21 protein-coding genes and 1 pseudogene are annotated in these 12,970 nt (G+C 47.5%); 1 reads left to right on the top strand and 21 read right to left on the bottom strand.

Features of this window, described 5'->3' with window-relative positions:
- Window positions 1-5: 5 nt before the first annotated feature.
- From A0V43_RS19615 to A0V43_RS00165, 17 genes and pseudogenes are all read right to left on the bottom strand, one after another.
- Complete coding sequence (locus A0V43_RS19615) at window positions 6-173, bottom strand: hypothetical protein (RefSeq protein ID WP_164834587.1); 168 nt, start codon at window positions 171-173, stop codon at window positions 6-8.
- Between the two features lie 11 nt (window positions 174-184).
- Window positions 185-472, bottom strand: coding sequence for a phage tail assembly chaperone G (gpG, locus tag A0V43_RS00230; protein ID WP_063192078.1), 288 nt, complete (start codon window positions 470-472; stop codon window positions 185-187).
- Between the two features lie 53 nt (window positions 473-525).
- Complete coding sequence (locus A0V43_RS00225) at window positions 526-1,089, bottom strand: major tail protein (protein WP_063192077.1); 564 nt, start codon at window positions 1,087-1,089, stop codon at window positions 526-528.
- Window positions 1,090-1,100: 11 nt separating this feature from the next.
- Window positions 1,101-1,409, bottom strand: a complete 309-nt coding sequence (gp17, locus tag A0V43_RS00220) for a tail completion protein gp17 (RefSeq protein WP_236930872.1) — start codon at window positions 1,407-1,409, stop codon at window positions 1,101-1,103.
- 11 nt (window positions 1,410-1,420) lie between these two features.
- Window positions 1,421-1,810 (bottom strand): HK97-gp10 family putative phage morphogenesis protein, encoded by a 390-nt coding sequence (locus A0V43_RS00215; protein WP_063192075.1) that lies wholly within the window; start codon window positions 1,808-1,810, stop codon window positions 1,421-1,423.
- Entirely contained in the window at window positions 1,810-2,139 is a 330-nt protein-coding gene (locus A0V43_RS00210) for a phage head closure protein (protein ID WP_063192074.1), read from the bottom strand. The genes A0V43_RS00215 and A0V43_RS00210 overlap by 1 nt, the downstream gene beginning before the upstream one ends.
- Window positions 2,140-2,155: 16 nt before the next feature.
- Complete coding sequence (locus A0V43_RS19610; protein WP_164834600.1) at window positions 2,156-2,293, bottom strand: hypothetical protein; 138 nt, start codon at window positions 2,291-2,293, stop codon at window positions 2,156-2,158.
- Between the two features lie 14 nt (window positions 2,294-2,307).
- The gene (locus tag A0V43_RS00205) at window positions 2,308-2,589 is read right to left on the bottom strand and encodes a head-tail connector protein (RefSeq protein ID WP_063193766.1); all 282 of its coding nucleotides are present in this window, start codon (window positions 2,587-2,589) and stop codon (window positions 2,308-2,310) included.
- A 42-nt stretch (window positions 2,590-2,631) separates the two neighbouring features.
- A complete protein-coding gene (locus A0V43_RS00200) occupies window positions 2,632-3,828 on the bottom strand; it encodes a phage major capsid protein (protein WP_063192073.1) in 1,197 nt (398 codons plus the stop codon).
- A 40-nt stretch (window positions 3,829-3,868) separates the two neighbouring features.
- Complete coding sequence (locus A0V43_RS00195) at window positions 3,869-4,489, bottom strand: HK97 family phage prohead protease (protein ID WP_128577951.1); 621 nt, start codon at window positions 4,487-4,489, stop codon at window positions 3,869-3,871.
- Window positions 4,490-4,885: 396 nt separating this feature from the next.
- Window positions 4,886-6,165 (bottom strand): annotated as a pseudogene (locus A0V43_RS00190) (IS110 family transposase).
- A 71-nt stretch (window positions 6,166-6,236) separates the two neighbouring features.
- Window positions 6,237-7,499 (bottom strand): phage portal protein, encoded by a 1,263-nt coding sequence (locus A0V43_RS00185; RefSeq protein WP_063192072.1) that lies wholly within the window; start codon window positions 7,497-7,499, stop codon window positions 6,237-6,239.
- A gap of 16 nt (window positions 7,500-7,515) precedes the next feature.
- Window positions 7,516-7,701 carry a hypothetical protein gene (locus A0V43_RS00180; protein WP_063192071.1) on the bottom strand — a complete coding sequence of 62 codons (186 nt, stop codon included), beginning with the start codon at window positions 7,699-7,701 and terminating at the stop codon, window positions 7,516-7,518.
- 4 nt (window positions 7,702-7,705) lie between these two features.
- Window positions 7,706-9,433, bottom strand: a complete 1,728-nt coding sequence (locus A0V43_RS00175; protein ID WP_063192070.1) for a terminase large subunit — start codon at window positions 9,431-9,433, stop codon at window positions 7,706-7,708.
- Window positions 9,430-9,924, bottom strand: a complete 495-nt coding sequence (locus tag A0V43_RS00170) for a phage terminase small subunit P27 family (RefSeq protein ID WP_063192069.1) — start codon at window positions 9,922-9,924, stop codon at window positions 9,430-9,432. Before A0V43_RS00170 ends, A0V43_RS00175 begins: the two co-directional genes overlap by 4 nt.
- Window positions 9,925-10,035: 111 nt before the next feature.
- The gene (locus tag A0V43_RS18370) at window positions 10,036-10,443 is read right to left on the bottom strand and encodes an HNH endonuclease (RefSeq protein ID WP_128577950.1); all 408 of its coding nucleotides are present in this window, start codon (window positions 10,441-10,443) and stop codon (window positions 10,036-10,038) included.
- Window positions 10,444-10,472: 29 nt separating this feature from the next.
- Entirely contained in the window at window positions 10,473-10,793 is a 321-nt protein-coding gene (locus A0V43_RS00165; RefSeq protein ID WP_063192068.1) for a hypothetical protein, read from the bottom strand.
- A gap of 157 nt (window positions 10,794-10,950) precedes the next feature.
- Between A0V43_RS00165 and A0V43_RS19605 the strand changes: the two genes are divergently transcribed.
- Window positions 10,951-11,118 (top strand): hypothetical protein, encoded by a 168-nt coding sequence (locus A0V43_RS19605; protein WP_164834599.1) that lies wholly within the window; start codon window positions 10,951-10,953, stop codon window positions 11,116-11,118.
- A 193-nt stretch (window positions 11,119-11,311) separates the two neighbouring features.
- Here the strand turns inward: A0V43_RS19605 and A0V43_RS00155 are convergent, their stop codons facing one another.
- The 4 genes from A0V43_RS00155 to A0V43_RS00140 form a co-directional block, all read right to left on the bottom strand.
- Window positions 11,312-11,605, bottom strand: coding sequence for a hypothetical protein (locus A0V43_RS00155; RefSeq protein ID WP_063192067.1), 294 nt, complete (start codon window positions 11,603-11,605; stop codon window positions 11,312-11,314).
- Window positions 11,606-11,749: 144 nt separating this feature from the next.
- Window positions 11,750-12,292, bottom strand: a complete 543-nt coding sequence (locus tag A0V43_RS00150) for a site-specific integrase (protein WP_049624396.1) — start codon at window positions 12,290-12,292, stop codon at window positions 11,750-11,752.
- Complete coding sequence (locus A0V43_RS00145) at window positions 12,289-12,720, bottom strand: ArpU family phage packaging/lysis transcriptional regulator (protein ID WP_049624395.1); 432 nt, start codon at window positions 12,718-12,720, stop codon at window positions 12,289-12,291. Before A0V43_RS00145 ends, A0V43_RS00150 begins: the two co-directional genes overlap by 4 nt.
- 24 nt (window positions 12,721-12,744) lie before the next feature.
- Window positions 12,745-12,939: a hypothetical protein gene (locus A0V43_RS00140; protein WP_063192066.1), complete on the bottom strand. Its 195-nt coding sequence runs from the start codon at window positions 12,937-12,939 to the stop codon at window positions 12,745-12,747.
- Window positions 12,940-12,970 lie beyond the last annotated feature (31 nt).

Raw genomic sequence — 12,970 nt, 5'->3', positions numbered from 1 at the left:
CACCTTTACAACAGCTGTTCAACCATCAGCCGTTCTTTCCGTGTCTCTTTTTCTTCTGCGTAGTCCAAAAGTTCAAAATAAAAACCGATGTCCATCTCATCCACGAGATACATCGGTACGCCGTTCTTAATGTGTGTTAAGTAAAACTCTTTCACCGCGTCATACGGGTCCATTTCAGACCCCGTTACACGTTTGGGTCGCTCGTTTTGGCCACTCCAATGACTTTATTCATGCAATCTGAAATGGTTGGAATGAGGCGCTCCGCCGCAATGCCGTCGTAAAATTCATCGACTGTGAATTGTCCGTTAAACAATTCAACAATAAAAGCAATGATAGAGTCCAACGCCTCCACATCAATATTGTTAAAGTCATATTTTTTGCGAAGTTCTAACGCTCGACGAAACATACGTGCTTTGACGAATGGAACAGTGAATGTTTTCTCTTGACCATCGATTAATAATGTAATTTGCATGTTCATCCCTCCACATTATGAAATGAAAAAGGGAAAGGGCTTCCCCTTTCCCTTTACGGCGTTTCTTGATATACAGCGCTAAACCAGTTTTGAATGACTGCTGGATCAACACCCTGATCCTTCGTATTGACCGATGCTTTCCACGCCTCATCAAATTCTCGTTTTACAAATTTCCCTTTCAACGTTGGCGTCTGAAATTCGACTTTCTCACCTTTTGTTTTGTATTGCTCTTCCGGCAATTCGAATTTCCCTTTGTACAGCCACACATATTTCTGCCCTCCGTTCGAAAGAGGAAGAATAAATCCAAGCGCGACATATGGCGCTGTATCACCGCTTTTTTGAATCACGACACCATCATCATTAATCGTTGCGCCTAATAGAAATGCCTGCATCTCTGTTGAAATATCATCCACTCCGATTTCTACTTCAATTTCACCAAGCGACGATGCAACTTCAGCCGGTCCGTCATCCGCATACAACGTTTCTGTATTTACCTTTGGGCTAATTTTTGCTTCAATCGCTTTCGCTAATCGCTTCGGCGTATCGTACTGAACGCCGGTGAAATCATCTTTAATCAACTTGGCCACATACGGATGTTTTAAACCGATTACCGCCATTGTATTCCCTCCTAACCAACATAAGAAAATCGAATTGCTTTATGGTACGTTTTTGTTTCTTGCTCGAATAAATCCACTTCCGATGTGCGTCGAAATCCTGCTGCTACCATTCTTTCTTTGACTTGTTGTGCTAGATCGGTATAGTCCGTTTTGCTCCAAATGTCAATTTGAAAAAAGTGTGCCGTTTGTTGCTCTTCATCGTCCGCATTTAGCGCGGAAAACTGATTGTATTCGAAAAAGGTGATATACGTCTTTTCTTTTCCCTCATACGTTTGAAATGCTACTGGAACACCAAGAGGTTTGAGTGTATCGATGATCATCTTGTTTAAGCTCATAACCTCAACTCCCGCCGAATGACATCGGCCATTTCATCTTGCACACGATCAATGTTCTCCTCAAAAGCTGGCTGCAAAAAAGGATGAGGGTCTGCTTTCGTATATTTTCGTCCTTTTTTCTCTCCTGCTTTTCGACCAAATTCGACAAACAGCCCATAAAAACGGTCACGATCCGGTCCGATATCTACTGTTCCATCTTCCTTGATATCAGAAATGACGATGTTTTCCGCAAGTTTTCCCGTATCTCGTGGTGCTTTCTGTGAGGCTGCTTGCTGCACAACTTTTGCACCAGCTATAAGTGCTTCTTGTTTGACTTGTTCAGCTTCACTCCCTAACGTCTCCAACTTTTTTAGCAACTCCTGCATTCCTTCTAACTTAAAGCCCATCACATCACTTCCTTTGCCACAATCGTCATCGTGACATTACGCTCATCATCATTTATGACAGACAAAATATCAAATATCCGGTCCTTATACTTGATACGCATATCTGGATTGATACCGGTTGTGTATCGAATGACAAAACGAACTGTACTCTCGTTTTGTGTTGTGGCAGCCTGGTAATATTCACGACCTTGAAGCGTCTTTATCATCGCCCAGACAGTTTTTACGTCTTGCCATCGCTGGCTGTCTTCAAGAGGAAAGCCGTTTTCGTTTGTAGCATTCTCGTCGTATTGCTGAAATGTGATGCGGTGACGGAAAAGACCTGGATCCATCAAAACCCCTACCTTATCATGCCTCACTAGCTTTATACGTCACAATCAAATTCCCTGTATCCGACACCGTCACCTCGTACTTGTGTCCCGACGGAGACACCAAAACAAGACTTTTCAGTTCTTTTTCAACACGCTTTTCCGTTTTCTCGCTCATGATCTTCCTCCTTTCTACGTTGTCGTTTCGCTACAATAGGCCAATTGCGCTACGATACTTTCAACCGTATGCCGCACTTTTTCGCTCGTTTTGCCGATCATCTCGCGGTTTTCGTACCAGTCGGTCACTAGCACATAGCAAAACAGCTTAGCCAACTCATTGGTACTGTCAAACGTATTCCCTGTTGCATTGAACAAGTATTTTTCTGCCGCATTAATCAGCGTACTAATTAAGCCGTCCTCGTCACTATGCTCAACGCGCAACCATTGCTTCGCTTCGTCGAGCGTAATAATCAAAACGATCACCCCCAATAAAAGGGGACGGGGTTGCCCCCGTCATTAGCTCAGCGCCAACTGGCCGTATACAGCCGCGCCCGTATCCCAAAATTTAATGTCGTCACGCATAATCGTGCGTAAATCCGTCGTATCGCGTTTAAATGCATCGCCGCCTTCTTTCGTTGCCGCCAATTCAAAGAATCGACGCGTGAACAATACGATAAGCTCTTCAAGATTCCCAATGAAAATGGGAGCCTTGTTCGTCGTTCCGGTGATCGACGGCAAGTAGCGATTGGAACATACGACAACTGGACGGCCAAACAACAGCTTCCGCCCCGGCTGTGTGATATCATCTTGCAGCAAGAAGCGACCGTTCGCATCTTGTTGGCTATCTAACCAGTTATATCCGTCTTGGTTGGTCAATACAATAGAACTCAAACTGATGGCCGGATCTAAATCAACGTTGAATACCTTTTTAACCGCTTTAAGATCCGCTAAATCTTTCGGAGTCATAGTCAAAAGGAGATCCGTAATCAACTTGTTACGCGTAACGACGGCTTTCTTACCAATCCAACGCGTGATGTAATTAATAATGTTCTGATCGCTATCAGCTAAAAGCTCGTTCGTAATCGGCAAGATGCCGCCGCGTTTTTTCACAGAGTACGAGACAGCCACAAATTTAGGATTATCCGTTTCCGGGAGCACGCCGTATTCATCAATCAACGCAAACGGCGTCATCGTTTCATCTTTCTCCAACACGCGAGATCCCGATAAGGTGGTCACTTCCTCGACGCGAACATATTGAGACAAGTCGTTTTGCGCTCTCATCACTTCGTAAATGCGCGTCTGGATGTCTTTCGGAACAATTAAAGACGAGTCCCCATCCGAAATTGCTGGATTGGTTCCGCCCTCATTCATGACGGCGCGTTTTTCATATTCCGCGATGATGCTTCGTTCGTCAGAAGACACAGGACGGCGACGAATCGCCTTCATAAAGATTTGCCGATACTCCTGTTCCAACTCGGCATCTTCCTTTGTGACAGCACGAGTTTCGCCGCCAACCGAATAACCGCCGCCCAGGCCTAGACCGCCACGTTCTTCTTCCTCCAATTGCCGCTGTACTTCAATTTTCTTTTGCAACGCCCGCACTTCTTCCATTCGTTTTTCAGCTTCATCGACTTTATCCTCGCCTAAGAGAGCGCGGACTTCGGCTTTCATCTGCTCCAGCTTTTGTAACATTTCGCGCAGTTCTTTATCCATACTTTTTCAACCTCCTATAGTCAAAATAAAAAGAGCCGTTTTATATCAGCTCTAACTCAATGGCTAGTTTTCGTTTTTTGTATTCGTTCGAAGCGCGTTTTTGTTGTTCCCGGTACTCATCAAGCGACCGGACCGACACTTCATTGGCCGGATAAGCAGGGAAAGCAACAGGAGAAATTTCATACAGCTCCGCGTCCAAAATGGAACGTTTGTAGATTTTTTTTCCGTCGCGATCGACTTGTGACCATTTGTCTTTCGTGACTCGCATGCCAAACGATACACCATCGACATCTCCCCGTTTGATCATCTCCCAGGCATCGTTGCCGACTGTGGTGTTCGGTAAATCCAGCTCAAAACGAAGCTCCTTCTCCGTGCTCTCCAGGCGCAACGTCCCACTTTTCGTGCTTCCAAGCACTTTAGACGTGTCATGCGACCAGAGACCGACGACACCGCGTGTTTTTAGGCTTTCATCAAACGCGCCGGCCGCGATCTCCTCGACGAATGTGTCGCCCCACCAGTCCCGCATCTCTGCACTCTCGGTGTTGTACTTGATCGATCCGGAGATGGTGCGTTTTTCTTCCCCCTCGGCCAATTGACGGACTTCAATTTTCACTGGAAGAGCCCGGATTTCCTTTGTTTCCTTCGGTGCTTGATTGCCCACTGTCACCACCTCCCTCTAGAAATGTTGATTTATCAAGGCTTTTCGGCCCCTCAGGGGTGTCCAAAAAATATTTTTCGACAAAATCCCTTACATTCTTTTTCAGTTTTGTGGATATCTTACAGACCTAGGGTGCGCTTCGCGGCCACGGCTGGACATATTTTCCTGCCGTGGGAGGAAGCGTATTCGATGCACCCTTTGGATCTCCGCGTCGCTGATGAGGACGAACCCTCCCATGTCTCCGGGCGTCTTTGCGCCAACATTCCCTCGTTCGGTCTCGTCATCAGGCGGAGGCCGGCCAAGCTCCTTTGGGGACTCAAGGTCGAATGGATACAATCACGCCAGCTTCTCCGGTGTCATCCTGTTGTCCAACGATTCTTCCGTTCGCAGGGGGAGGCCTTAGGCCGCCCGTTGCACCTGGGACAAGACGTCCTGTTTCATTCGCTCCGCGTCAAAGGCTTGTTTCTTCGTACAAATCGCAAACAGCACATTCAACAGCTTCCGGCACAAGGCGACGATGGACTGCTTTCCGGTCAGCGGATTGACGGGGCGGGTCGTATAATACTCATGCAGCTCGCGAAACGCCTCGTTGTGCCGAATCAGCGGAATCATCGCCCGAAACAGCACCGATCGCAGCCGTTTCCGTCCCGTTTGGAGATGTGCTTTTGCCCTTTGCGCTGGCCGGAGGAGTTCTCCTTGAGCGTCAGGCCCGCCAACTTCACCAATTGACGCGGGTCCCGATAGTGGGCGAAGCTGCCGATCTCCGCCAGCAGATCGATGATCGTGGCGTCTCCCAACCCGTCGACCGTTTTCAGCCATTGATACTCCATCGTCGTTTGAACCAACGCCTTCAACTCGGCGTCCAACGCGGCGATCTCAGCCTCCAATTGGCGGTATCGGCGGACGAGCGCGGCGATCTCAAACCGGGCCATCGTCGTCCCTTCCGTCACCCCAATCGAGTCCTTCGCGGCGTTGATCAACGCCTGAATTTTGGCCTTCTGCGGGCATTTCAGCCCTTCGCTTTGCCGGTACACCTCAAGAAGCTCCTCCACCGTCCGGCCGGCCATATCGGCTGGAAGCGGCGTCCACTCCAGCACCGAAAGCGCCGTTTTCCCCAGGTCGCGAAACACCGTCCAAAACTCTGGAAAATATCGGTCGGTCCAGCGGACGATCGCGTTTTTCACCGCCGTCTGTTCCTTGCGGAGCTTCTCTTTGAGCGTGCTCCCGACGCGCAAATCGGCTTCGATCTCGTGCAGCAGCCGGGGGACGAGGAATCGTCCGTCTTTCGCCAGTCTGGCGATGACTAGGGCGTCTTTGGCGTCATGTTTCGTCGGCAGGTTGTCATCGAGTTCTTTCGACCGGCACACATGCGCCGGATTGACCATGACCAACGGGATCTCGTGCTCCTCAAGGAAGTAGGCGAGGTTCAACCAGTAGTGCCCGGTCGGCTCCACCGCGACGATCACCTCTGACTTCCCGAACGCTTGCATCGCCTCCTGAATCGCTTCATACAGCTGGCGAAAGCCCTCTTTCGACTGGAAGATCGGGAACGATTTGCGAAGCACACGCCCCCGGTCATCCACGAAGCAGGCGTAGTGGGTTCGTTTCGCGATATCGATGCCCACCACAAGCGTTTGTTCGGTGACTTGATCAATTTTATAGTTTTGTGTACAATTCATCTGAAGTCCTCCTTGGTATGGTGAGTGATGTGTTTGACACCCCTGCATCATACCAAGAGGGCTTTTTTTGATCAAGTCCCCGGAAAAGCTCCTAACGGGAATGCTCCTTTCATGTACTGTTGGCCGGCCATCGTCAATGGAATAACGTTACCATTAAATACAAGCTGGTCACCGCCAGGTAAAGGTGGCCTCTCTTCTAATGCCCTCGCCTCGTTCGGCGTAATAAAACCTTTCTCAATTCCGATGCCATACGCTTCATAACGCGTTTTAATGTCGCTTCTAAGCATGCTGTCAACGTTGAATTTCACGTAATATCCAGCGTCAATTTCACTGTCAAGAAACAATTTATACGTCATCTCTTGCTCATACATTGTTAAAATCGGCAGCAATGTATCCACGTAAAACTGCCGTTGCTGTTCGGCTACATTCGTATGAGTTGCCCGGCTTAAATCGTTCAGCTGGTGCATCTTAATCCCAAACGCTGTGGCGATTTGCCGGATCGTGAGCTCTGTGTTTTCTAAAAATTGCGCATCGGACATCGTTAAACTGATGGGTTTGAACTCATACCCGATCGGCATGAGTGCAATCCGATGGCTGTTTTTTAGCCCTGATGACATTTCCTCAAATTTTTCCCTGAATTTCTTCTGCGCTTCTGGGTTTAAATCGCCCACGTACTGAACGATCCCTTTCACTTGCAACCCTTGCTTGTAAAAATTATTGATAAACCGTCCGGCCGCCGCCGCATTCTCCACAGTCGCCCGCAAATAATCAAGAGGAGGAACCCCGACAATGCCATCGAGTGTCACACCACTTTTAAAGTGCAAAATTTCGTTTGGCATGAGCTTCCGCCGCTCGGTTCCGACATCGACTTCATACCAGATGTGGTTTTTGCTGCTGAAAAGGCCGATATCGTCAATCCAAATGCGTACTCTGCTCGCATCGATAGGCCAAAACGCCACAATCCGGCCCTTTTCATCTGTCTCGATGTTGACGTACGCATTTCCATATATGTTCCGTTGCGTCTCATTGCACTTGGCGAAGTCAGAAGCTGACATATACGGATTGGGACGGAGCTTCAGCAGCTTATACAAATAGTGTTTCACTGCCTTATTGACGCCGGTTTCGTCCTCGCGATAAATCTTTAAAGGGAGTTTGGACAGCGATTCAGCTAAAATTTTAATACAGGCGTAAACGGTCGCTTCTTTCAGCGCATTTTTTCCATAAACATTGACCTCACTAGGAGAAATGCCGAGAAAATCTAAAAGCGCTGGATCATTTAGACTGTATTCCATGTAATCAGTACTTCTTCGCTCTAAAGCACGTCGGAAAAACATTCAGTTCTCACCTCCCTCACGGCGGATAACGCTTCGGCGGGTGAAGCATTGCAAAGACACCGATGGCTAAACAAGAAAAACCAAGCACATAGAGCCCTGCCGTCACGCTTAACCGGAAAGTTGCAATGTTAATGAGTATCAGGCCAATGAAAATAAAAAAATCTTCCGCATAATCACGAAAGATTTTCCGTAATTTTTTCACTTTATCAACCCCACAATTTGTCTAAAAAATCATCAGTTGCAAATTCCGATACGTCAACCGATTCGGCATTCGCAAACATCGCCCGGGCATGGGCGTTAATGAGCGCTGCCAATGGGTCAATCCGGTCTGTGCTCTTCGACTTGTCCAACATGATGTTCTCTTGAGCATCTTTTCGTGTCACCGCGTTGCCAACCGCCCACGCTAAAACAGGGTTTTTGTTATGAATGATTTTCTTTTCAAAGACTTTCGTCCGTAAATTTTTCGTAGGCTCCGTCAAATAACGAATACCCTGTGGAATTTCTACTGTCGTAAATCCATCTGCTTCAAGTTCCTGCATTAAATGCCGCGCATTGTACTTGTCGTAGCAAATTTCCTTTACCACAACGCCGTATGTCGGCTCAATTGACTTGATATATTCACGCACAAACGTATAATCGACGACCGCTCCCGGCGTGGCCGTGATCCAGCCCTGGCGAGCCCATTGATCAAACGGCATTTTATCGGTTTTAACCCGCTCATCGAGCTTTTCTTCCGGTATGAACGAGTGGGACAAGACGACAAATTTGCCGTCATTCAAAGGGATTTCGATGGAAACGCTCGTTAAGTCGGTCGTCGCCGACAAGTCAACACCTACATACGCATCCAATCCGCTGATATCCGGCAAGTTTTCCGCGCCGCAGGCCGCCCAGCGTTCGGCAGAGATATAGGCTTGCTCCCGCTTGTTGATCCAGACATTCATGTTTTTCGTTAAAAAATCATCCATTTTGTCCGGTTTTTCAAGCGCTTCTTTGAGTTTGGCACGAATATTTTCTACCCCTTCCGGATAGGAAGCCGCAATCGGGTTCGCTTTCAGCCATGCTTTTTCATCCTTAATGTCGTCAATCAAATTTCCGTCCTCGTCTTTATCCAGTTCGTTGACCATCGCGAAATATTGGTCGTTCTCAACGGGGCTGTTCGGATCTAATAGCTTTGAAACATACTGATATTCACTTCGATAGCACGGATTGTTCAAATTTGCGCCGGCCGTCGTAATGATCATCAGCAACGGCTGCGCCCTAGCGATCATACCGGAGTCAAGAATATTGTAAATCTCATCCGTGTCATGGGCGTGATACTCATCGATAATCCCGCATTGCGGGTTTAAACCGTCACCGGTCTTCCGATCCTCTTTGGAAAGTGGCCGAATAATAGACCGGCTTTTCGGGTGATGGATCGCCCCGTATTTCACTTCATACTTCCCTTTGAGTTCCGGGCAACCGGCCAACATAGCTTCAGTTTCCTTCCATACAATCCTTGCCTGTTCCGTTTTCGTCGCGCCGATATATACTTCCGACATGTTTTCGCCGAATGCCATAGCCTCATATGAGGCTACGCAAGCCAAACTTTGCGACTTTGCGTTTTTTCTGCCTACCTGCCAATACGCCTTTTTAAAACGCCGATAGTCCGTGTCCTTATGCACCCAGCCGTAAATATTGGCGAACACGAACACTTGGATTTCATGTGGACGAATATGCTGCCCTTTTAATACGCCTTTGGTGTGTTTGAAAAGCGTCATCCATTTGAGAAAACGCATCGCTTTCGTTTCGTCAAAGATATAGGGGAAGGCGTCGGTTCCCTCACGTTCGATATCCCGTAAAAACCGCATGCACGCCCATTTATGTTTCTGACAGGCAATCACACGACCATCAATGACGTCATGTGAGTAATCAATAAGCCATTGCTTTAGGCTCATACATCACCAAACTCCTGTTCAAACGGCGTCTGCTGCTTTGGTTCTTCCTTCGGCAAAGCAAGTTTCGCACGAGAGCTTGGCGTTAACCCAAATTCAACGGCCAGCGATTTCATTTGCTCGTGCAGTTGCTTTTTCTTCGTGAGGAGAGGGTGAGGAACCTTATTCGTCTCCGCCGCTTTATTGGTGTATTCAACCATGAGCCCCTCTTCCTCGATGATCTGCGAGCACTTAACATAGTTGGCATAGGCGTCGCAATACAAGGCAAGAGCATTCACATCGACGTTTGTGACCAACCCGATCTCTTTCAGCTCCTTCACGATCCGTTTAAACTCCTTCTTTGCCACATCATCGAGCCAGTTTGGCGGTCTCACCTTGTCGTCATTTGGCCGGAGCTTCGCCTCGGCCTCCTTCCGGGCATCGATTTCCTTTTTCGTCAAATGCTTTGTCCCCTGAATTAAAATCAAGTCGACCGGCTTTGCACGTCGGCCCATTTTCAACACCACCTTTCATTTAGATTTTGCCCAAAAACTGTTAACCCCCTTTTACGCCAAAAAGGGAACTTTGTGCACGCCGAGGGGCCCGCGCGGTCCATAGCCGTCCGGCTAAAAATTTTTGACCCGCCCCTCCCCATACTTTTTCTTGTCTTCAGCTGTTTTCTTGTTGTGGCAGGCGTTGCAAAGCGATTGTAAATTGCCTAGTGATAGACGTAGTGACCAATCAACACGTATCGGTACGATGTGGTCTACTACATCAGCTGGCGTGATGCGCTTCTCAGAAAGGCAATGCTGGCACAGATAATGATCACGAACCAATGCTGCATGTCGAATACGCTGCCATTCTTTGCTGTGGTAAAACTCACGAGTCTTTTTATCGCGTACGTATTCGTCATAGTAGCGATGGCGCTCGTATTTGTTTTGTTGCTCTTTTTGCTGATGAGCGTAGCAGTATCGTCCTTGTGTTAAGTTCGGGCAACCTGGAACGGAGCAAGGCTTTTTCGGTCTACTCGGCATAAAATCACTCCAAATAAAAAAGCAACCGATTATTCGGATGCTTGTCTACTGATTTCTCTTACAAATTCATTTAACACTTCTGCCGCTCTTTCTACTCCCTCGAAGTATTCCTCATCAGAAATATCATCATGTAAGAAGTAGAACGAATCAACAATTTGGTCAATTCTTTGTTGTAATTCTGGACTAGCATCTTTATAGTATGGAGAAAGAGCAGCGACTAATACTGTAAACGCTCCTCTTTGGTCAATGAAATCGGCATCAATGACTCCAGCAATTCCACCTCTTGAATCCAAATTCAATGCCCTGCGTGCCGCATTTTCCAACCTTAATGATTTCATGTGATCTCTCATTTTTAATAATCCCCCTTCCGCCTACTCAATTCGGCAAAAGGAGGCATCTTCCTACAACATTCGTTCGTCAAATTCCGACAAGGAATAGGTATTTGTACTCAGTATGTTGAATAAATACACACAGGGAGAGAAATCGGGAATTAAGGAGTTGGTAAACTTGGCAAAGAACACTGGGGACGGTTATAGAAAGGGAGCAGTAAGAGACCGCTCCCAAGTATATAATCCCAAAATCGATTCTTGGATTAAACGCGGTGAAGATGGACGTTTTATGGATGTTAAAACATCCGATAACAAACCATTTAAAGGCGTACGAAAAGAAAAATAACCATTAAGGTCACTTTCCCGATTTCTCTCCTTGAAACAGAAACGCCACTCCGGTCAGAGTGGCGCTGCATAAAAAAGTGAAGGGGAATTTAAGCTTTATTCAACCCGCCCTATACTACCATCATATCACCTCCACGACCAAACAGTATGCCAAAAATCTGCCGTTTTTCTGCCACTATTATGTCAACTCTACTTCACCAATGCCGGCTCCCCCGCTTCCTATTCGTTGTAAACATCCGCTTGGCCATCTCATGCATTTCATCTTTCGGTTTGCTGCGAATGATGTTCGACACGTCCACTGTCGTGAGCCTCCGCTTCCCGATCCGGTATCCCTTTTTATTTAGCTCCTGCACCACCTTCGTGACACTTTCCAGCTGCACATATAAGTAGACGGCTTCCTCTTCCATCGTGGCGGGCGTGTAGTTTTCGATCTTCCGAATGTATTCTTGCAAGTATTCAATTTGCTTTTTCGCTTCCTCGACTAACACTTGCTCTCCCTCCAATGAGTTCACTTCAATTTACAGACTGATGCACTCGCCAAAATCAGAAACCCCTTGATATTTCTAGTTTCATCGCCTTTTGTTTTATGAGTGCACCACACGCTTTTTTATGATGTACTACAGGATAAAAAATTAAATTTTATACTTCAGCATCGCCTTATCCATCGCATCTTGGTTGACGCCAATGTACTTCAACGTGATGTGAGGGCTGGAATGGTTGAACAGCTCTTGGAGCATAGCCACGTCTTTGGTCTGCTGGTAAAAGTGATAACCGAATGTCTTGCGAAGTGTATGCGTTCCCACCTCGTCCAACGACACATATTCGGCTGCCTCACGAAGGATGCGATAGGCTGTCGAGCGATCAATAGGCCGATTTCCTCCTTGTCGGCTTCGAAAGGCATACTCGCCGTCTTTGAGCGTCTTGGCATATTCGATCAGCTCATTTCGTATGGCCGGCGGAATTCGGATCCTCTTTTCCTTCCTCGTCTTCTTCTCCCGCAGTTTCAAGTGTGTCTGTAACAAGTCCTCCTTCTTCAATTGCAGTAGGTCTGATATTCTCAGTCCTGTGTTGATGCCGAGGACAAACAGGATGTAGTTGCGTTTGCTTCGTTGCAGCAAATATTTCTTCATCGCCGCGATCTTTTCCGGATCTCGAATAGGCTGGACAAAATTCATGATGAAGCCACCTCCTCACGGTACACTTCAATTTTCAAAGCGAAGGCAAGCTTGTAAAATGCCCTTGATTTCAACCGATAATATTTCCGCTCGCTCATGCCAAGCTCAGGATACACTTCATAGTCGTAGACATCTTCAAACGACATATATCGTCGGACAATAATGGCACGCTCCCATTTGCTTAGGCGATTTACTGCACTGGTGATCCGCCGGATATACTCTTCCCGCTCCCGCTCATAATCGACGTTACGGATTGCGATGCTTTCTGTTGAGGAGCGAAACTGATTGGACGATGCAGGCACAAGCGAGTAACACTGCGTGACCCTCGGCATTTCATCCAGCCGAAGCGTCAGCAAGTAGACGCGGTATTTCTCCAACGCCGCTTCCACCGCCCTTTTTGTGGCCGCACGATCAATCTCCGGCAGCATGAACTCTTTCAACGTTCTCCCCTCCTATCGCTGGCGAAATGCGCCGCCTTTGCCTCGTCGATAGATTGGTCGGTAGGTGCCCATCAGCTCCTTAATCTCCCGCTCCGTTAGCCGTTCCTTGTCACATTTTTGTTTCCGTTCTTTTCGGTTCCACTCCGGCCGATAGGCCATGTTATTGGCCTTGATCCATTTCCGCATTTGGTCTTGGATGGTGCGCATCTGTTTCCCCTCCTGATTGCAAAAGAAAAGA

It is taken from the genome of Geobacillus sp. JS12 (assembly GCF_001592395.1).
Lineage (GTDB): Bacteria > Bacillota > Bacilli > Bacillales > Anoxybacillaceae > Geobacillus > Geobacillus zalihae.
Note: the sequence above shows the minus strand (reverse complement) of the source record. Positions and strands in the feature narration are given on the sequence as shown.